Origin of the sequence: Shewanella sp. S23-S33 (assembly GCF_043359565.1) — a bacterium.
Lineage (GTDB): Bacteria > Pseudomonadota > Gammaproteobacteria > Enterobacterales > Shewanellaceae > Shewanella > Shewanella oncorhynchi.
Genome location: NZ_JBHFFD010000055.1, coordinates 1 through 20482, shown reverse-complemented (window position 1 = coordinate 20482; position 20482 = coordinate 1). Strand labels below are relative to the sequence as shown.

Below are 20482 nucleotides of genomic sequence, written 5' to 3'. Positions count from 1 at the left end.
GTGCACGACCCATTTAAGCCGTGTACTATTTGCGCTGAGCCGTATTTTTGTGGCCTTATTCGATTCCAGGACATAAGCATGACAATAACAAAACACTGGACCCTAAAGAGCATAGCCAACGAGTTGGGTGTCTCTAATGCCACTGTGTCTAACGCGTTTAATCGCCCCGATCAATTATCGGAAAAACGTCGTAATGAAATTTTAGCGGCTTGCACTAAGTTGGGTTATTTCGGACCAAATAAAGCGGCTCAATCCTTACGTAAGGGCAAGTTCGATACTGTCGCCTTGGTATTGTCGGACAGCGTGGAATACATGGTGTCCGATCCCGTCGCCAGTAAATTTATGAAGGGCGTGGCCTCTGTCTTGGAGCAAGAAAAGCTCAATTTGCTGCTGTTTTCGGGCAGCTCAGACAGTGTGAATGCGGTGGCTGACTTTGTGGATGGTTTTATCTGTTATGGTCGCCCGCGCAATGCCCTGTTAGCCGAGCAGTTAAAGCAGGTAAAGAAAAAGGTCGTCACCGTCGATTTTGATATCCACCGCAATGCATCAGTGAGCATAGACAATAAGTTAGCCGCCTATGAAGTGGCAAAACTGGCATTGCAATCGCCCGCAGACAATGTCGCCATTTTAGGGTTACGTTTGCTCGATACCCACTTAACTTGCCGCGTGTATGATTTAAATTTGTTAGAAATCGATACCTCTGTTGCCCATCAAAGATTACAGGGTTACTTGCAAGCGATTGAAGAAGTGGGCGTTGTTCTGGGGCCGGACCGCATTTGGAATATCCCCGAGAGCAATGCCGACTATGCGGCGATAGCGGCAAAAGAAGCGCTGAACTCGACTCCGCGGCCGAATGTATTTTTATGTATGAGTGACTTAATCGCCTTGAGTGTGCTCGGTGAGGCGCAGGCCATGGGGCTGAGTGTTCCCGAAGATGTGCGAGTCGTGGGCTTTGATGGCATAGATGAAGGCACACGTTCAAATCCGCCGTTAACGACCGTCTATCAATACTCTGAGCAGAAGGGCCGAAAAGCGGCGCAAATGTTTGTCAGTGATGCCGTGCATGCGGAAGTTTTGGGCTATGAATTACGCCTCGGTAAGAGCTGCTAATCGCTACATCTTTTAACTAAAAAAGGCGCATTCAATGCGCCTTTTTGCTATCTAAAAACTATGTCGCTTAGCTTGAACTTAAACCTAAGCTCAAGCCCGAACAGGAACGCAAGCTTATGCTTGAGCCAGCAGTCTTGATAACGACACTTGTGTCTCTTTACCTTGCTTATCTAAAAGGATGATTTGGCCATCTTTATTGGCAAAGTCGAGGGTGAGGCTCGCCTGCGAATCGGCCGCTGTCCAAGACAAGGTTAATGTGCGTTCTGCCGATGCCATTGTAAAGCGGCCATCGAAGGCTGAGCTGCTATTGCGCAGTTTAATCAGCTTCGTTAGCGCCTTAACGACAGGTTTGTGCATGGCTTGCTGCACTTTTTCACGATTCAAATAAGGGCGATTAATATCGCGGCCGACGTGAGTCCGGTTAAGCAGCGCCATATCGTTCGGGATTGCCAGCAGACCCGCGTAATACACCTGCGGAATCCCTGGTGCGAAAAACTGAATCGCCCGCGCCATCAAATAATCGAGGTCATTCTGGCCGAGTGCATCGTAATAGGTGCAGTTGATTTGATACAAATCGACGTTGCTGGCGGCCGCGCCTGTGGCCTGTAGACTCTCGCCCTTGCTATTGCCATGTATGGTTTCAACCAAATTATCGATTTGATTTTCGGTCAATAATCCGCGCAAGCCATCCATAGGGCCGACGTCGATAATGCCGATACCGTCGTGGGTGTCGAGTACGGTAATGCAGTTGCGTGGCGCCATTTCCAGCCAATGGGTCAAGGCTTGGCAATCTTGGCTAAACAGCGTGTGCAAGATGAGCGGTGGCAGGGCGAAGTCGTACACCATGTCGACCCGCTTGGCGATCTCGACCTGAGTCATGTGGTGCGAATGAATTTCGGCCAGCGTTGTCATGCCTAACTGATTGGCCTGCTTAGCTAATTTATCCACAAATTCGAAGGATTCTTCGATCATAAAGCAGCTAGTGCCGGGCTTTTTAATCGCATAGCCCGCCGCATCTAAACGGATCAGATTCACTTTACTGTGGTCGAAACGCGCCAGCACTCGGTTTAAATAGTCTTTACCCGCGGCGGAATGAACGTCGATATCGATTTGATTGCGGGTAAAGGTAGTCCAAAACTCTTCGGTCGAGCCATCGGCTAAGGTGTAAGTGCTGAAGCAACTTCCCGGACGTGGACGATAGATAGCGGCTTGATCTTGCTCGCTTAACCCCTCAGGGAATACCTTGTCTTTGGTTAAAAATAAATCCCAGTAAGCCGATTGTTTGCCGTGCTTGAGTACGTCTTTAAATTCGGGCGACTCAGCGGACATGTGGTTAACGATAAGGTCTGCCATGATGTCGTAATCATCACCAATGCGTTTAACGTCATCCCAATTGCCTAACCGTGAATCGACTTGTACATGGTCTATCGGATCGAAGCCTGCATCGCTGCCGTCAATGGGAAAATAGAAAGGCAAAAGATGTACGCCGCCGAATAGACCTTGCAACTCGTCATCGAGCAGCGCTTTGAGCTCCTTGAGCCCGGCATTGGTAATCCTGTCGACATAGGTGATCAGTTGCACTTGGTTTTTCATACTTTGCCCACGCTTGAGTTGTCTTTTTAGAGTAAAGGTTTATGGCAATCCTTTAATTGATTGCACAACTAAACTTAATCGATTAAGTTGTATATTTAACCAATATGAAACATTATTCAAGTGGTTTGTTGGATTTTTGAGTTAGTCTCAAGTTTTGGGGGAGGCTGGCTCACTGCTGTACACAAAAGCCGAAACCCTTTCAGCATGCTGTCACTGAGCTGCTGAGAGCGAGTAGGTATAATAACGATAAGGTGAAATGGTATGGTAAGTGATTCAAAAGGTTGCGATAACCGCAATCATACCCGTATTCGGGTACTCACATATTTAATGTTTTTCATGTTCGCTATGACCTCTGATGCCGTGGGTGTCATTATTCCAGAGTTGATATCCCAGTTTGGTTTGTCCATGTCGCAGGCCAGTGCCTTTCACTATATGCCGATGATTTTTATCGCGGTGAGTGGACTGTTTTTAGGCTTCTTGGCGGATAAGATAGGGCGTAAGTTAACCATTCTATTGGGGTTATTGTTATTCGCGCTCGCCTGCTTCATGTTCGCGCTGGGGGAATCGTTTTACTATTTCTTGTTCCTACTCGCCTTTGTCGGCACGGCGATTGGCGTCTTTAAAACCGGCGCGCTGGGGCTTATTGGCGATATCTCGACTTCCTCAAAACAGCATTCGAGCACTATGAATACGGTAGAGGGCTACTTTGGTGTCGGTGCCATGATAGGGCCGGCCATCGTTAGTTATTTACTGATCAGCGGCGTCTCTTGGAAGTATCTGTATTTTGGCGCGGGTTGCTTCTGTTTAGTACTGTGTTGGTTAGCTTATCGGGCGGATTATCCGCAAATCAAACGTTCCTCGACGGATGCCATTAACCTTGCCAGCACCTTTAAGATGATGAAAAACCCTTATGCATTAGGGTTCTCGCTTGCGATAGGTTTATACGTTGCCACCGAAGTGGCGATTTACGTGTGGATGCCGACCTTGCTGCAAAGCTATCAAGGTGATTACACCACACTGGCCGCTTATGCCTTGACGATCTTTTTTACCCTGCGTGCGGGTGGGCGCTTTTTAGGTGGCTGGGTGCTCGATCGCTTCCCATGGCAGCAAGTGATGTTCTGGTTTAGCTTCGCGATAAGTGCTTGTTATCTTGGGTCTATGATCTACGGCATTGAAGCGGCAGTCGTCTTGTTGCCCTTGTCTGGGCTGTTTATGTCCATGATGTATCCCACGCTTAATTCTAAGGGGATTAGCTGTTTCCCCGTGGATCAGCACGGCTCTGTGGCTGGGGTGATTCTGTTTTTTACTGCCGTGTCCGCCGCCGTTGGGCCCTTGTTGATGGGGTTAGTGGGCGATATTTTCGGCCATGTTAAATATGGCTTCTACCTCGCCACTGGTTTTGCCATTTTGTTGTGCCTTCTGAGCGGATTTAATCTCGTTAAAGATCCTGCCCGTCATTTATTAACTTTCGATGCGCACTAATTTGGGCTGTGACAGAAAATATTTTTCTGTCACATTTCTTCAATTAATCAATATGTTGATATGGCACACCCAGAGTGCGAACCAAAATTGTGCAAAAAACACACTTGCTTTTTGTTATTAAGTTGCTAACTTGTTAACTTAATCGATTAAGTTAATTTGGGTTACGTTCAATATGACCTTGAACAATCACTAAGATGGTTCTTCGATTAATCACAATTCGGTAGATGTAGCTATGGGGAGATAGGGCTGCATCTCAAATATGGGTGGGGACATAAAAATGATAAAAAGCACATCACAGAAATTCTTGTTAAGTACATTGGCCGTGTTGGTGAGTTCTCACCTTTGGGCAGCCGACGCACCACAACAGGAAGAAGCTAAGAAAGACGCGTTAGGTTTAGAAAGAATTACCGTGACTGGGGTTGCCCGTGGCACTCGTGTTATGGATTCGAGTGTGTCAGTCAGCAGTGTGTCACTGGCTGAGCTTGAAGTGAGTACGCCGCGTTCATCGGCCGAAGCATTCCGTATTATTCCGGGGATGAAGGTCGAGTCTACTGGTGGTGAAGGTAACGCTAACATAGCTGTGCGTGGTTTACCTGTGGCGTCTGGTGGTGCTAAGTTCCTGCAAATTCAAGAAGATGGTTTGCCAATCCTACAGTTTGGCGATATCGCCTTTGGTAACGCAGACATCTTTTTACGCTTAGATTCAACAGTACAAACCATTGAATCTATCCGTGGCGGCTCTGCATCGACTGCGGCCAGTAATGCCCCTGGCGGCATTATCAACGTGATCAGTAAAACCGGTACTTCGGATTCGGGCAGTGTGGCTACCACCTTAGGGCTGGATTACGATACCTTCCGTACCGACTTTGAATACGGCACTAGCATCAACGACAGCCTGCGTTTCCATGTGGGTGGTTTTGTGCGTACGGGCGAAGGCCCACGCGATGCTGGCTATAACGCTAACAAAGGCGGCCAGATCAAAGCTAACTTAACCAAAGAATTCGATAAGGGTTATGTTCGTCTGTATTTCAAACATTTAGATGATAAAAGCATTGGTTACTTACCTATGCCTATGTACTCGGATGGCAGTTCAATCCCAGGTTTTGATGCGAAATCCGATGCGATTCAATCCGCGTATTTCCAATCAACCTTGAGCTTAGGTGCCGATGGCGAACGTCGCCGTGGCGATATGCGCGATGGCATGAATCCAGTGGTTGATTCTGTCGGCTTAGAAGCATCCTTCGATTTAGGTAACGATTGGCAGGTAGAAAACCGTTTCCGTTTCTCCGATGTGAGCGGTAACTTTATCGCGCCATTTCCTGCCGAAGTGGCAAACGGTAGCGATATCGCGACCAGTATTGCTGGCACTGGCGCTAAGTTGATTTTCGCCAATGGACCTAATTCTGGTAGTCAGATGGACGGTTTAGCCATGCGTATCAATACCTTTGACGTGCAGATGAATGACTTTGGCTCAATCGTAAACGACCTGAAATTGACTAAAACCTTCGACGATACCAGCGTGACCTTAGGTTACTACAATGCGGTGCAAAACATCAGCATGACCTGGATGTGGAACTCTTATCTGATGGAAGTGAAGGGTGATAATGCCGCGCTATTAGATGTGGTTGCCGCCGATGGCACTGCGTATTCTGACAATGGCCTCTATGGTTATGGCGTACCTTACTGGGGAAATTGTTGCCAACGTAATTACGATACCGACTACACCATTAAAGCGCCTTACCTCGCGTTAGCCTCGAGTTTTGGTGACTTGTCGCTCGATGCCAGTGTGCGTTATGACAGCGGTGATGCGAGCGGTAACTACGCAGGTAGCGTGCAATCGCAAGTGGATATGAATCTTGATGGAATGATTTCAATCCCTGAGCAGAGTGTGTCTTCTATCGATAATGCGAACCCTCAGCCAGTGAATTACGATTGGAGCTACACCTCTTACTCATTAGGTGCTAACTATCAATTTGCCAGTGACTTAGCTGCCTTCGGTCGCTTGAGCCACGGTGGCCGCGCCAATGCCGACCGTCTGTTATTTGGTAAGGTGCGTGCCGATGGTTCAGTGGCGAAGGAAGATGCGGTTGATATCGTTGACCAGTATGAGTTAGGTGTTAAGTATCGTTACGATGATCTTTCTGTGTTTGCGACGGCGTTCTACTCTGAAACCGAAGAGCAAAACTTTGAAGCCACCAGCCAACGTTTCTTCGACCGTAAGTACAAAGCCAAAGGTATCGAAATCGAGTCGGCCTATTTCATCGGTGACTTCGATTTTAGAGGTAACCTAACCTGGACCGATGCTGAGATTGCTAAAGATGCATTGACGCCAGAAGTGGTGGGTAATACCCCAAGAAGACAGGCTGACTTTATCTACTCTTTGATGGGCCGTTACAACTTTGACCAAGGCTCTGTGGGCGTTAACTTAATCGGTACCACTGATTCCTATGCTCAAGATAATAACGACTTAAGCTTCGATGGCTACAACCAAGTGAATGCTTTCGCGACTTACAATTTGACCGAAGCCATGAGTGTGTCCTTAAACGTCAATAACTTGTTTGATGTCACAGGTATTACTGAGGCGGAAGAAGGCTCAATCCCTGATAACAATATTATCCGTGCCCGTACCATTAATGGTCGCACCACGAGTGCGACGCTTAAATACGAGTTCTAAGCGGATATTGGTACAGAAACTGTTTATACAGAAAAAATGCTAAGCCAAAACAGCCCATGAAAGTGGGCTTTTTGCCTGATACAGAATGCAGAATATAGAATACAAAGTTGGAGTGGAAATGACGGTATTACTCAGTTTCGGTGAGGTGTTAGTAGACTTGCTGCCAACCGATGCCACAGGCAAACATCATCAGCCGATTGCCGGTGGCGCGCCCGCCAATGTGGCTGTGGGTTACACGAAACTCGGCGGTAAGAGTTACTTTGCCGGTGGCATCAGCGCGGACCATTATGGCGTTATGTTAAAGCAAGCCTTAGCGGAGCAGGGTGTGGCAACCGATTATCTTGCCGAAGTGCCGGGCGCTGCTACCGCGACTGTGCTGGTCAATTTAGATGAACAGGGTGAACGCACCTTTGAGTTCAATCGAAATGGCACCGCCGATATGCGCTACAGCAATCAGCATTTCGACCATATTCCATGGCAGGGGATTGATATCTTTCACCTTTGCTCTAATACCTTTACTGAAACTGCCATCTTTAACACTAGCCTTTATGGTGCGCGTTGTGCCAATGCGTTCGCGACTTTAGTGAGTTTCGATGTGAACCTGCGTTTATCCCTGTGGCAGGACACGTCCTTGTTGGCCGAGCGGGTTGAGCAGTGTTTTCGTTACACCCAAGTGCTGAAAATGAGCCGCGAAGAAGCGGACTACTTAGCGTTAGCGCGGGATAAGAGTTTTGAAGATTATCTGCAGTTTTGCCTCGCCCAAGGGGTTGAGGTGATTTTGGTCACCGATGGTGCCAATCCAGTACAATGCATCACAGCGCAGCAAAGGTTTAGCGTACCCGTTCCCAAAATCTCTGCCGTCGATACCACGGCGGCAGGCGACAGTTTTATCTCAGGTTTTCTGTTCGCCTTAGGCTTAGATCTGGAATACGATTTAAGCCATTTGACCTTGAAACAAAGGCTAGAAAGCAAAGAACACTTAGAAGCAGCGGTGGTATTTGCCACTCGCTGCGGCGCGACTACCTGCGGGCAAAAAGGCGCATTTCCCTCCTTACCTACGTTAGCGCAGGTCAGCTAATCCTTACTGCATTAACGATAATATCCAAGGCGAGCCTGTTGAGTTTCCTTGGATTCTTCTCGTGTAGATTTTCTGCCCGCCACTTTTCAATAGCATAGCGCGAACCCCATCACGTTTTAGTCGCCCCCTTTTCCGAGCATTTATGCTATTTTAGCTGCGGCTTAAGGTCGAAGCTGTAGCGGCTTCTTCCATGCTTGATGTCGACAATTTTCACTTCGGCATGTTTCATTTCAACATCATTGGGGATTTCCTATGAGCAAAGCAAAAATCGGTATTGTGACGGTCAGCGATCGCGCCAGCGCGGGAATTTATGAAGATATCTCAGGCAAGGCGATTATCGACACGCTCAACGACTATCTCACCAGCGAGTGGGAGCCGATTTATCAAGTGATCCCCGATGAGCAGGATGTGATTGAAGCGACGCTGATCAAAATGGCCGACGAGCAGGATTGCTGTTTGATTGTCACTACGGGCGGCACAGGACCTGCGAAACGCGATGTCACCCCAGAAGCGACAGAAGCCGTCTGCGATCGCATGATGCCAGGCTTCGGTGAGTTGATGCGCGCCGAGTCATTAAAATTTGTACCTACCGCCATTTTATCGCGTCAAACCGCAGGGTTACGTGGCGATTCATTGATTGTGAACTTGCCCGGCAAACCAAAATCGATTCGCGAATGTTTAGATGCTGTGTTCCCCGCCATTCCTTACTGTATCGACTTGATGGAAGGCCCGTATTTAGAGTGCAATGAGTCGGTTATCAAGCCATTCAGGCCTAAGGCTAAGTAATCTTGCTATCGAGCCTGTAAAAAAATAAAGCCACTGAAAATCCAGTGGCTTTGTTGTTTGAGGAGCTTAGGGTTCATAACTGATTAATCTGCTGCTTTAGCTCGTACTCTGGCTCTGTCACTATTTTTTCAAGCACTTGTACTCGCTCAATTAGTGCTTGGTTTTGTAGGCTGAGTTGAGTCACTTTGTCCTCAAGGTGCCTATCGTCTGCGGTGCCCACTCCAAGTTGGTGTGCCTTTAGATAGTGTTTAAACATTTCAGTGGCGCTGAGGCCAATAATGAAGGTGACCATAATCACCATTAAGACAAATTCGTTTTCCATAACAAACTCCCGTAGCTATTGAGGTTTTCAACTTGGGAGCGACTTAGTTATCGCTCCTCAAGTTTGTCGGTTTAAGTTTATCAATCGAAGCGACCTATAAACCGAAGATCACTTTTTCACTCTTGAGCGACCTTTCCATGCCAAAGGCGAGCAATACCGCAATGGCGAGTGTGCCTAAGGTCGAAACCAGTAACTGCAACATGGGCAAGTCTTTACCTTTGATAAAGTCCATTAATGCCTGTTGCTGACCCGAGACTGGCAACCACTGCAGCATATCTGGCGCTATGTTGTAACTGGCGGCCATCGACAGGGCTAAGGGCACAAACAGCACCATAGTCAGATAGGACTGAGCTTCCTTAAAGGTTTTCGCCATAAAAGACACAAACAGTTGCAGACAAGCGGCCATTAACGCGACGGGGATGCCGACCACTAACATCAGCAGCATAAATTCTGTGGTGATGTTGACGCTAAAGCCTAATTCCTGCCATGGCACGAAGGCGTAGGCGATTTTAGACACCAGCAAGATCAGCACTAAACCGAGCAGAGCGAACAAGCTCACCGCAATAATTTTTGACAGTACTAATTGGCGAGTGGTCAGCGGATGGCTCAGTAGCAGGGCCAAGGAGTTACGTTCGCGCTCACCGGCACTGGTGTCGATAGCTAGGTTCATCCCCGAGATAAATACCGAGTAAATCATAGTGAAAATGGCGATACCTAAGATCATTCCACCCTTAGAGTCTGTAGTGGCTTTGTCTTGCACATTCACTTTAAGCGGCTGCACCACGCGCGGGTCGATACCGCGAGCGATTAAACGTAAACTGCCCATTTCAGCGCTGTAGGCCTGCAGTTGCTTCTCGAGTCTGCGAATCGAGTTCTGTAATTTCTCTTCAGAGTTATCGGCCACGATAGTGATTTCGGCGCTTTTGCCTTGGTTCATCTGCGCGGCATAGTCGGTGCTGATGTTCAGTTCTATTGCTTTAAGGTCTTTGGCGTCAGAGCCATCGGCTGCGCCTTGAGTGATGCCTTTATTCGATAAAAATCTTACTAAATCCGGTGCTTTATCGGGATTTTTAATGGTGATTTTCAAATCATCGGGGCTGGTTAATTGGCCAATTAACACCATAAATAGGCCGCACATGATCAGCGGCGTGCCTATGGCGTAGTAGAGACCCGCCATCACAGAGCGCTTATCGCGGGCGGCATCGATGAGTTCTTTACGAACCATAGCGATTATTTTATTCATGCTGTCATTCCCTTAACCATGTTCTTAAATGCCACGCTTTTATATATCAAGGTCTTAAAGGTTAAAACCTGCGGGCGTAATCTTTGCTGAGTCATCATGCCGCTATCCCTTCATCCGTGCCGATCAGTTGAATAAAGGCTTCTTCGAGCGAGTCTTTGCCTGTTTGAATGCAAAGCTCAGTTGGGCTGCCAATGGCGACGACTCTGCCTTGGGCCATGACGATCACTTGGTCACACAGTGCGGCGACCTCCTGCATCACATGGCTCGAGAACAGCACGCAATGTCCTTGATTTTTAAGGTCGATAAGAATGTCGCGCAATAGGCGAGTACTCATCACATCCAGCCCACGGGTCGGCTCGTCGAGGATAATATTGCTCGGGCTGTGGACGATTGCCTGTGCGAGGGCGGTTTTCATTCTTTGTCCTTGGGAAAAGCCTTTGCAGCGGCGATCGCTAATGTCTTCGAGGCGCAATTTCGCAATCACTTGGCTAGTGGCCTCCTTGGCCTCGTTGGGTGATAAGCCGCTCAGCTCGGCAAAATAGCGAATGTATTCCCTTGGTGTTAAGCGTTCATACAGACCAAAAGGGTCGGGGAATAGCCCGAGTTGCTGCTTAGCGCCAATAGGGTCGATGGCGACATCTATGCCTTCGATTTCAGCCTTGCCGTTATCGGGTTTCAGCAGGCCAAAAATCGTGCGTAAACAGGTCGTTTTACCTGCCCCGTTCGGGCCGAGTAGTCCTGTGATTTGGCCGTTTTGTGCGACGAAACTTAAGTCATTCAGCGCCTGCACGTCACCGATGCGCTTGGAAAGATGGGATACTTTAATCATGGCTTATTCCTTAGCTCCAGTGCTAGCGTGATCATCTGTTGTCGTGGCTTTTGTGCTGGTCGCATTAAGCGGTTCCACCGAGCTGGCATTTAAATAAAAGCTACGGCGCACATCTTTATTCAAACATTCGCCGTCGAGATCGTTGACTGAGCCCGAGCGGACGAGATCGGCAATCAGGTTATTAGCGCAGGATTGATAGGCCACGCCGTGGGTCGCGTAGGGCGCAATAAAGTGTTTGGCATTGGTGAGTTTTTCCATGGCTAACTCGCCCCAGCTTGGTGGGGTGGCGGGGTCGATTTCGCCGGATAACAACAAGGTCGGAATGTTGCTGTTGATGGGCTCGCTAAAGCTGTTATCGACCGCAGGGACTTTCCATACTGAACAAGTCGCCTCTAAGCCTTCGAGCATGGTTCTGCCCATAAAGGATTTTTTGGCCTGCTCGCGCATGGTAGGGGTAATGCGGTGCATATCTTCGCCACAGACCACAGAGGCGTGCATGCCCATCGCCATGCCAGCATTGTCGATAGTGAGGGCATAGAGGCCGAGTATAGGTTGGAAGTTGTTTTTCGATGCTTGATGAATCGCATGGGGCAAGAGGGCGCGCACATTGGCTTGATACAGTGCCATGCGGATCGAGCCAGAGAATTTACCGCGCGTCATGGTTAACATGGTTTTTTCGCCCGTGACAGGATCGTAAACGTTTTCCATCACAGGGCCTGTGGCGAGCTTAGCGTCGACTCGCTCAAAGTCCGCTTTTAACTCGGGGAATTGACTGTTACAGGCGGCGGTTGCTTGGCAATCCTTAAACAATAAGTCGAAGCCACGATCAATCGCAGAGCCAATTTCTAATACGCTTTGCTGCATGGGCACTATGCCGTCTAAGGTCACTGTGGCTAAGTGCTCTGGATATAAACGCATGTAAAGTTGCGCCATGCGAGTGCCGTAGGATATGCCGTAAATATGCAGTTTTTTATAGCCTAAGTGCACACGTACGGCTTCGAAGTCTTTAATCGCATTGAGGCTACCGTATTGAGTCACGTCGGCATCAATTTTGGCTAAGCATTTTTGCGTTTCGGCTAAGGTATCGACATTATCGTCATCGAAGGACAGTGGAGATTGAGCACCTTCATCGCAGGCCAGCACATTCGAACGGCCAGTGCCCCTTTGATCGATCAGTAAAATATCTCGCTGTTGGCGGACTTTGCTCAGCATGGCATCGAAACCTGCCGCGTTCTCTATGGCCGATTGTCCTGGGCCGCCTGCAATCGCCAGCAAGGCTTCTTCATGGTTGGCATTTTTCACCGCAGGCAAAACAACGTAATGCACTTGGATCTGTTTGCCATCGGGTTTGTTAGGGTTTTCTGGCACAGTCACAAAACCGCAGTTTAGGCGATCGGATACGCCTTCCACATAACAAGTGTCGGTCTTATTCGCGATATCTGCCGTCGCTTGTGTCTCTTGGCTTTTCACATCACTCGCCCACGTCGCCGTACTTGCCATTGCCAGTATGAGTGCGCTCATTCTCAAAGTACGCGTGCGCCATGTGGCACTAGTCGCACCATGGCGTTGAACTGTGTTGCTTAACTTCCTGTGTGTCATGCTATCTATCATGCGCGCTTTCCTTTTTGCATTTCAGGACGAGTTGTAAATTTAGATACAAAATATCGGTATATTAATGTGTTAACAAGGTGTGAGCGGGCAGTGCTGGGCGTTTTTCATGTCAACCTAAGTTGTTGTGAACCTATTTACAAGCACTGACACGAACAAGTTGTGTTTTTTGGGGATAAGAAAAACTCTGGCAAGGCGATGTCATTAGCAGATAAAAGCCTATTTACAGCGTGATTTGAGCGACATTTGCACAACATTAGAGCAAAAACTCTTAGTTTTTATTTGGCCTTCAGGTAGAATGCTGCAAAAGCGGTACACTTGTAAGCTAAAAAGGTGAGTCTCTTATGTCTCTCGATCAATATCATGTTATTCGACTACTACAGCAGCAGAGCGAGTCTTTAAAAGACGCAGTAGCGCTGGAAGGTTTTGAAATGGCCGCTCCTTGGTCTCAGGTGAGTTGGCAAGCCTTCGACCAAATCAGCAGTAAAATTGCACAAGTGTTGATCGAACTTGGCGTACAAGTGCAAGACCGTTGCGTTATTCTGGCGCAAAACTGCCCGCAGTGGACTTGTGCCGATGTCGGCACTCTCAAAACTCGCGCCGTTGTGGTGCCAATTTATCCCACCAGTACCGTCGAACAGGCGAGTTTTATCGTTAACGATGCCACCGCTAAAGTGATTTTTGTCGACGATGCTAAGCAGTACGCTATGGCCTGTGAGCTGCAAGCCTTATGCCCAAGCCTAGAGCATGTGATTGTATTCGATGCCAGCGTGGCACTCGCTGCCGATAAGGCCAATCAGCATTGGCATCTAGATACCCTACTGGCGGGTGACACTCAGTTAAACATTGAGCAAGAAGCCGAGCTTAATCAGCGTTTACAAGCTGCAAATCTCGATGATTTACTGACCTTAATTTATACCTCCGGCACCACGGGCGACCCTAAGGGCGTGATGCTGGATTACCGCAATATGGCGTCTACCATACGCCAGCACGATCAAAAACTGGCGTTCCATTCTGGCGATGTGTCTTTGGCATTTTTGCCATTGAGCCATGTATTTGAGCGCAGTTGGAGTTTCTACGTCTTGTGCCGTGGCGGCCATAACGTCTATCTGCAAAATACTCAAAGAGTGAAAGAGGCGATTAGCGCCGTGCGTCCACATACCTTGTGTGTGGTGCCGCGTTTCCTCGAAAAAGTGTATAGCGCCGTACAAGATAAAGTCGCTAAATCAGCCGACGGTCGTAAGAAGTTGTTTGCTTGGGCGATGCGCGTTGGCCAACGTCAGTTCGAAGTCGGCCAAGGTCGTGCTAAGGGCGGATTGTGGTTGTCGCTGCAATGGCGTTTGGCGCACAAGCTGGTGTATAGCAAGCTGCAGGCTGTGCTTGGTGGCCGTTTGAAGTTTATGCCTTGCGGTGGCGCAGCCTTAGATGTGAATGTCGGTAGTTTCTTCCATGCGATTAATATTCCGGTACTTTGTGGGTACGGTATGACAGAAACTAACGCGACTGTGACCTGCAATACCTTAGGTAATCGAGTGCCAGGTTCCAATGGACAACCTTTGCTGGAAACCGAAATTAAGCTAGGTAAGGACGATGAGATTTTAGTCCGCGGCGCCACTGTGATGCGCGGCTATTACAATCGTCCTGAAGATACCGCCGCTGCGTTTGAAGATGGTTGGTTAAAAACCGGTGATGCAGGGCGTTTCGATGCGAACGGCAATCTATTTATTACCGATCGTATTAAAGAATTGATGAAGACCTCCAACGGTAAATATATCGCGCCGCAAAGGGTTGAGGGCGCCGTTGGCTGTTGTCCTTTTATCGAGCAAGTGGCGATTATTGCCGATGCGCGTAACTATGTGACCGCTTTGATTGTGCCAGCGTTTGAGTCACTGGAAGCGTGGGCGAAGGACAAAGGGCTGAAGTATGAGTCACCTTTAGAATTGCTGCGCCATAGTCATGTGGTTGAGCATTTTGAGCAACGCTTAAAGCAGTTACAGCATGAGTTGGCCGGTTTTGAACAGATTAAAAAGTTCACTCTGTTGCCTGAAGCGTTTTCGATGGAAGCGGGTTTAATCACCCCAACGCTCAAGCTGCGCCGCAAGATGATTTACCATAAATACGCCCATGAAATAAATGCTATGTACAACAACTAATTGTTAAGTTGTTGTTGCTAAAGGCCGCAGAAGCGGCCTTTTTTTTATCTACTACTTCCTGAAGTGCTTTTCTTCGCTTAAAATTCGCCCCGTTTACTGGTGCGCATGAGGCGCGAGGCGTCGGTATAAAAGGTGTAGTTAAATGGAACTTTCGATTCGTAGTTTATTCACTGCAGTGAGTGCGGTGTTGTTATCTTCTTTAACTGTCATTCCTGCAGCTGACGCTGAGGATTACGACAAAATCGTCCATGGCCCAGTGGACTTGCCTAACGGGCAATGGCTCAATTTCTATCAAAAAGATCATAAAGTGTGGGGCGAAATGCTCTATGGCGATGCGCCCGGCGTGCGTCTTGATGATTATGGTTCTGCTGAAGTGGTTGCGGTTTTTTACCTTGATTTTGATAAAGGTGGCACCAAAGAAGTGGTTGTCATGCTGAAAGATGCCGATGGTCAGCATTTACGGGGCTATGGTTTTGAAGGAGATGATCTCACAAAACTTCCCCGTCTACAGGTTGTGCTCGATGAAGTCGCACCAACCTTAACCTCGTTTACCGTGGGTAGCGTTCGTAAAGTGTTAAGCCAAATTCCGCCGCAACAATACCGTATGACCTATGATGTTGACGCGATTGAAGATCCCGCCATTAAAGCGATTGTCGATGGTTCTACTAAGCTCAAGCCGACCTTAGTGGGTTATCGTAATTCCGAAGGTTCACCCGTCGATGTGAAGACCGCCGTCGAATATAAATTACGTTATCCACTGACTCGTAAAGATAAAGATGCCCAAGGGATTGAGCGCCAATATAGCTTAGTGACCACCTTTGATCGCAGTGGTTATAGCGAAGAAGACGGCAGTTTTGTATTGGTGAGCGTGGCCTTTGAGGCCGATGACTTTGATTGGCTTAAAAGTGGTGGTGCCGTGATCCCTAAAACAGGCCCATCCTACGATTTTATGAGTATGGGCATGGGAAGCACTTGGGCAGGGCTTGCCAGTGAAAGTCATTATGCCCAAGGTGTGCTCGATGGCCCGTATGCAGCCTACGATGGTCGCAATGGTAGCGTGGTTTACTCTGGTAACTACAAACAGGGCAAAAAAGTCGGTAAGTGGATGGAGACAGAGAACCAAGCCATTTATTGGGAAGGCGAATATCTTGACGGTAAAAAGCAAGGTAAATGGATTGCACAGTCGATGTTCGATGAGGCCGATAGCTTTGGTTTTGCCCATTACAATCAGGATGTGCTCGACGGCCCCTACGAAGTCTATGAGCCCGATTATGACTCCAGTGCAGAAGGCGATAAGCGATTAGTGGCAAAAGGCATTTATCTCAATGGCGTAAAAGATGGCGAGTGGCTTGAGGCTGATGGTAGCAAAGGCCAGTATCAAAAGGGTGTGAAGCAAGGCGCTTGGGTCGATAAAGTGACGAGCGGACATTTCCGTGATCAAGTAGGTGAAGGCGCCTATCTTGCAGGAAAACGCACTGACCCTTGGGTATTTAAAGCCGAAGATGGGACCCATACCGAAGTGAGCTATGTCAATGGCTTACGTCAAGGAGAGTCTAAATCATTCGACAAAAATAATCTGATGTTTAATACCCGTCATTATGAGCAGGGTCGCCTTAATGGTCAGAGTATTTGGTATTCAAGTCCCAATGTCGTGGTGGATATCGCTAACTACCGCCAAGGAGAGTTGGATGGCCAGCAAATGCGCTTTAATCCCCAGAACGGTGAGCTGACTGAACTAACGAGTTATAAATTCAATGAAGCGGTGACGATTAAGCCTTCGCACGATGAATGTATTATGCGTGAGAATCCCTACTCAGATGATTGTGAAGGGGTGATTAATGGTAAAAATGAAGCAATTTCATCGATAAAACACGGTGAGCAGCGCGAATATCATAGCAGCGGCTCCTTGTATAAATTGGCTTATTACACCAATGGCGCTGTAGATAAAGAATATCAGTTTGATTCCAATGGCCGTTTATTAAATTTAAAAACGTACAAAGCGGGTAAGGAATACGGCCCAAGTATCAGTTATTCCACTGATGGTGGTTACTCACTCTCCCGATATGGTCACCAAGTGAATAACCGTGTCTCTGGCCCCCATTACAGTTTCTATCCTAATGGCCAATTAAGAAGCCTGTGGAACTACTGCCAGCAAGAAGGCGAAACCTGGAACGGTGAACCTTATTTCTGGGATAACGCCATTGCGCGCTGCGGTATACAGCGCGAGTACTTTGATAATGGTGCCGTGAGTTGTATTGAAGACCTCGATAGCAATTATGCCGTGGATAAAGTGTGTTACGACATGAATGGCAAGATAGCGAATGAAATGCTGCGTATCGATGAACAGCATGTGGTACACAAGCGCTACATTAACGGTGTCATCTATTCCGAAGAGCCGGGTTTTGCCGATTACTCACATATCACTAAGGGCCGTAAGATTTATCACTTAGAGAACCCAAAAACTCATGGGGTGTATAAGTCTTATAAAAATGGCAAGTTAGAATACGAGAAAATGTATGATATGGGTAAGGCTGGATGCCTTAAAAAGTACGATGCTAACGGCAAGCAAACCCCAGAAACGGCGAGTTGCCAGTTTTAAAATGCTGGTTTGGGCTAGTGGCTAGAACCTGTTTGGCTTAGGATAATGGATGAGTTTGGTGGTGTGGTTTCATTGCGATAATCACCACGCTCTTCCATTCATAAAATAATAAAAAGGAAGTTTGCATGTCAGCCACAGAATACAGTCTCGAAATCAATCCAAGATTTACTGAAACCGACGGCCTCGGCCATATCAACAACACTGTGATCCCCGTATGGTGTGAAGCGGCGCGCACGCCAATCTTTGAGATTTTTAATCCCGAGTTAGATTTGCATCAGTGGAACTTAATCGTCGCGGGGTTTACCGTGGCATTTATCGCGCCGACTTACTATGGCAAGAGTGTCACAGTAAAAACCTATGTCAGCCGTATCGGTAATAGCAGCTTCGAGCTGACCCAAACCTGTTGGCAAGCGGGTAACAAGACCGCCGAAGTGAAAACCACACTCGTACATTACGATTACAGCAGTGAAAAAAGCCGCCCGATTCCTGAAGATATCCGCGAAATGCTCGCTAATCTGAATGGTGAAAGTGCTTAGTCTGCTTACTCTTTCGGTCAGCGTAATTGCAATTGCGCTGCTGAAGGGTTAATTTGTCGACCCGCTAACTGTGATGCAGATCACTTATCTGTATCACTTAATTTTTATCGGTTCGGATTAACCATGAGATTCTATTTTACCCGCATGCGTTCGAAGGACATTTGTCCACCAAGACAGCCACTTAAAAAGATTGTGTGGTCATGGATTGGGGCTTTCTGTGGCATTTACTTGGTCGCGAGTCTCGCAAATTATATGAGTGAAAACCTCGTCGACACTATGTTTGTCATTGGCTCGTTCGGCGCGTCGGCTGTGCTAGTGTACGGTGCACCGCTGGCGGAGTTTTCTCAGCCGCGTAACTTGATTGGTGGCAGTGTGTTATCGGCCTTAATTGGGGTCGCAGTGTACCAAGTGTGTGGCGATTATGTGGTGCTGGCCAGCGCCTTAGCGGTATCCCTGTCTATCGCATTCATGTACCTGACTCGGACTCTTCATCCTCCGGGTGGCGCAACGGCATTGATTGCCGTGATTGGCGGTGAAAACGTGCATCAACTCGGCTTTCTTTACGCGTTAATGCCAGTGTTCCTCGGCTCAGTATTACTCTTACTGGTCGCGCTGGTGGTCAATAACCTCTCCACCGATCCCAAGCGCCATTACCCTGTTTATTGGATTTAGCGAACTCGTTTTTAAATCTGCCTATTTCAAAAACTTCTGCACATACCAGCAGCTGGCTTGGATAGTAAACTCTTGGCCTTTGGCCCACTTTAAGCCGTGGCGCACTAAGCGTTCGGCAAGGCCTTTACCGCGCAGTTCGTTGGGGACAAAGGTGCGGCTAAAATCGATATCCTTGCCTGATAATCGGTATTCCAACACGGCTTCATAGCCATCGACAGGGATAATAAAACGCTGTTTATCCTGTTGATGTTCAATGGCTATCTCGATATTTTCGTTATCTGACATACATGCTTCCCTCAAGGTATGGCCTAAAGTGTGATGGCAATTTATCTATGGGCTCGGATAGCTTAAAGCTTAAGCGACTTCGTGTTGTTTGAGAATTGTCAGCAGTTCTGCTGGTAACTCAGCTTTTTTGCCCGTTTTAAAGTTAAACATCACCGCGACTGAAGTGCCTAAGGTGGTTACTGCCTGCTGCTGTTTACTAAAAGCCTGATAATGCATGGTAAATCTATCGCTGTGAATATCGCTAATGCTGACACTTACCAATAAAGTATCGGGGAAAGTCACTGGGCGTTTATAGCGAGCCTGATTTTCGCTGATTACGGGGCCAATGCCGGATTTATACAGGGTATCTAGCGGGAAGAGGCGATTGAAAAAGTCGATACGTGCCGTTTCAAAATAGCGGAAATACACCACATTATTAACATGTTGTAGGGCATCCATTTCACCCCATGCAACGGGGATTTGGGTAACGATAGGGTGCTGTGCGAGAAACTTTTCCATTGCCTGTTCTTGAACATCTTTTTGCAGCTGTTCTTGTTTAAATCCCATGATAAAAATCCTAAGTTAAAACGCTCGTTTAAGCGGCCAGACTAGCAGCATAAGATTGCTGCGACAAGTCTTGGCCTAAGCTGATACTGTGGCTGATAATGGCAAGCAATGCAGATATGAGTAATGTCTTTAAAGGGTTAGGTTGAGCTATGTATATTGGACAAGCGGCAAAGCAAACAGGGCTGTCGATAAAAGCGATTCGCTTGTATGAGGAGTGGGGGCTTATCGACACTCCCGCACGTCAGGGGCGTTATCGTATTTATAGTGCGGCGGATATTAGGCTGTTGTTGCTAATCAAAGAGGCCAAAGCCCTCGGTATTAAGCTTGTCCAACTAAAAGATTTACTCGAACAAGGCGATAAGCATGCTCAGTTAGCCATAGTGCAGACTTTTTTGTTGGGTATTAAAGCGGATTTTTTACGCCAGATAAGTGAGTTAGAACATAAAGTCACTCAGTTAGATGCCTGTATTGATGGGCTCACCTCCTGTGAATCGCAGCTGTTACCTTAGGTCTTGACTCTCCCCTTAGGGGCAGAGTTTATGCTATTTGCCACATTGACTGTTATGGAGTTTCATCGTGGCAAAAAAGATTTTAGTGATCTGTGGTAATCCTAAGGCGCAGAGTTTTTGTGAGCATCTGGCTGAAACCTATGTCCAAGCGGCGGCAGATAAACACTCAGTGAGAATCGTCAAACTAGCTGAGCTGAATTTTGACCCGAATCTGACCTATGGTTATCGTCAACCTCAGCCACTCGAAGCCGATTTGCTAGCGTTTCAAGCGAATATCCAGTGGGCGGAGCATGTGGTGATTATCACACCGATTTGGTGGGGCGGTATTCCTGCTAAGCTTAAAGGCTTAATCGATAGGACATTTTTATCTGGGTTTGCATTTCAATATGAGAAAGGTAAATTGATACCCGCTAAGTTGCTGCGCCATAAAACCTCGCGAATTATCATGACCATGGAC

18 protein-coding genes are annotated in these 20482 nt (G+C 47.7%); 11 read left to right on the top strand and 7 right to left on the bottom strand.

The annotated features are described in order from the left end of the window. Positions 1–78: 78 nt before the first annotated feature. Entirely contained in the window at positions 79–1110 is a 1032-nt protein-coding gene (locus ACHA99_RS15000) for a LacI family DNA-binding transcriptional regulator (protein ID WP_131524537.1), read from the top strand. A 114-nt stretch (positions 1111–1224) separates the two neighbouring features. Here ACHA99_RS15000 and gtfA read toward each other — a convergent pair whose 3' ends face one another. Then, the gene (gtfA, locus tag ACHA99_RS14995; protein ID WP_393943557.1) at positions 1225–2703 is read right to left on the bottom strand and encodes a sucrose phosphorylase; all 1479 of its coding nucleotides are present in this window, start codon (positions 2701–2703) and stop codon (positions 1225–1227) included. A 261-nt stretch (positions 2704–2964) separates the two neighbouring features. On the opposite strand from gtfA, the gene ACHA99_RS14990 reads away from it, so the two are divergent. The 4 genes from ACHA99_RS14990 to mog all read left to right on the top strand — a co-directional run bounded on the left by ACHA99_RS14990 (position 2965) and on the right by mog (position 8723). Continuing rightward, entirely contained in the window at positions 2965–4185 is a 1221-nt protein-coding gene (locus tag ACHA99_RS14990) for a sugar MFS transporter (RefSeq protein WP_212601157.1), read from the top strand. 277 nt (positions 4186–4462) lie between these two features. Continuing rightward, entirely contained in the window at positions 4463–6859 is a 2397-nt protein-coding gene (locus ACHA99_RS14985; RefSeq protein ID WP_393943554.1) for a TonB-dependent receptor domain-containing protein, read from the top strand. Positions 6860–6977: 118 nt separating this feature from the next. Further along, positions 6978–7937, top strand: a complete 960-nt coding sequence (locus ACHA99_RS14980) for a carbohydrate kinase (protein ID WP_393943552.1) — start codon at positions 6978–6980, stop codon at positions 7935–7937. Between the two features lie 252 nt (positions 7938–8189). Then, positions 8190–8723, top strand: a complete 534-nt coding sequence (gene mog / locus ACHA99_RS14975; RefSeq protein ID WP_106648670.1) for a molybdopterin adenylyltransferase — start codon at positions 8190–8192, stop codon at positions 8721–8723. Between the two features lie 73 nt (positions 8724–8796). On the opposite strand, the gene ACHA99_RS14970 is transcribed toward mog, so the two are convergent. The 4 genes from ACHA99_RS14970 to ACHA99_RS14955 all read right to left on the bottom strand — a co-directional run bounded on the left by ACHA99_RS14970 (position 8797) and on the right by ACHA99_RS14955 (position 12728). Next, positions 8797–9045 (bottom strand): hypothetical protein, encoded by a 249-nt coding sequence (locus ACHA99_RS14970; protein WP_330147838.1) that lies wholly within the window; start codon positions 9043–9045, stop codon positions 8797–8799. A gap of 94 nt (positions 9046–9139) precedes the next feature. After that, a complete protein-coding gene (locus ACHA99_RS14965; protein ID WP_393943550.1) occupies positions 9140–10288 on the bottom strand; it encodes an ABC transporter permease in 1149 nt (382 codons plus the stop codon). A gap of 94 nt (positions 10289–10382) precedes the next feature. Beyond that, a complete protein-coding gene (locus tag ACHA99_RS14960) occupies positions 10383–11117 on the bottom strand; it encodes an ATP-binding cassette domain-containing protein (RefSeq protein WP_393943548.1) in 735 nt (244 codons plus the stop codon). A 3-nt stretch (positions 11118–11120) separates the two neighbouring features. Next, positions 11121–12728, bottom strand: coding sequence for an alpha/beta hydrolase (locus tag ACHA99_RS14955; protein WP_393943546.1), 1608 nt, complete (start codon positions 12726–12728; stop codon positions 11121–11123). Positions 12729–13069: 341 nt separating this feature from the next. Here ACHA99_RS14955 and ACHA99_RS14950 point away from each other — a divergent pair, with 341 nt between their 5' ends. The 4 genes from ACHA99_RS14950 to ACHA99_RS14935 all read left to right on the top strand — a co-directional run bounded on the left by ACHA99_RS14950 (position 13070) and on the right by ACHA99_RS14935 (position 18685). Continuing rightward, complete coding sequence (locus ACHA99_RS14950; RefSeq protein ID WP_393943544.1) at positions 13070–14878, top strand: AMP-dependent synthetase/ligase; 1809 nt, start codon at positions 13070–13072, stop codon at positions 14876–14878. A 142-nt stretch (positions 14879–15020) separates the two neighbouring features. Then, positions 15021–17477, top strand: coding sequence for a toxin-antitoxin system YwqK family antitoxin (locus tag ACHA99_RS14945; RefSeq protein ID WP_393943542.1), 2457 nt, complete (start codon positions 15021–15023; stop codon positions 17475–17477). Between the two features lie 125 nt (positions 17478–17602). After that, positions 17603–18013 carry a thioesterase family protein gene (locus ACHA99_RS14940; protein WP_168826862.1) on the top strand — a complete coding sequence of 137 codons (411 nt, stop codon included), beginning with the start codon at positions 17603–17605 and terminating at the stop codon, positions 18011–18013. 123 nt (positions 18014–18136) lie between these two features. After that, positions 18137–18685 carry an HPP family protein gene (locus ACHA99_RS14935; protein ID WP_105250927.1) on the top strand — a complete coding sequence of 183 codons (549 nt, stop codon included), beginning with the start codon at positions 18137–18139 and terminating at the stop codon, positions 18683–18685. Positions 18686–18706: 21 nt separating this feature from the next. On the opposite strand, the gene ACHA99_RS14930 is transcribed toward ACHA99_RS14935, so the two are convergent. Both ACHA99_RS14930 and ACHA99_RS14925 read right to left on the bottom strand, forming a co-directional pair. Then, on the bottom strand, positions 18707–18970 hold the full coding sequence (locus ACHA99_RS14930) for a GNAT family N-acetyltransferase (protein WP_393943539.1): 264 nt from the start codon (positions 18968–18970) through the stop codon (positions 18707–18709). A 69-nt stretch (positions 18971–19039) separates the two neighbouring features. Further along, positions 19040–19468 carry an acyl-CoA thioesterase gene (locus ACHA99_RS14925; RefSeq protein ID WP_393943578.1) on the bottom strand — a complete coding sequence of 143 codons (429 nt, stop codon included), beginning with the start codon at positions 19466–19468 and terminating at the stop codon, positions 19040–19042. 197 nt (positions 19469–19665) lie between these two features. On the opposite strand from ACHA99_RS14925, the gene ACHA99_RS14920 reads away from it, so the two are divergent. Both ACHA99_RS14920 and ACHA99_RS14915 read left to right on the top strand, forming a co-directional pair. Beyond that, positions 19666–20025, top strand: coding sequence for a MerR family transcriptional regulator (locus ACHA99_RS14920; RefSeq protein WP_393943537.1), 360 nt, complete (start codon positions 19666–19668; stop codon positions 20023–20025). A 67-nt stretch (positions 20026–20092) separates the two neighbouring features. Beyond that, positions 20093–20482: NAD(P)H-dependent oxidoreductase (locus tag ACHA99_RS14915; RefSeq protein WP_393943535.1), on the top strand; the 390-nt coding region annotated here is incomplete at its 3' end.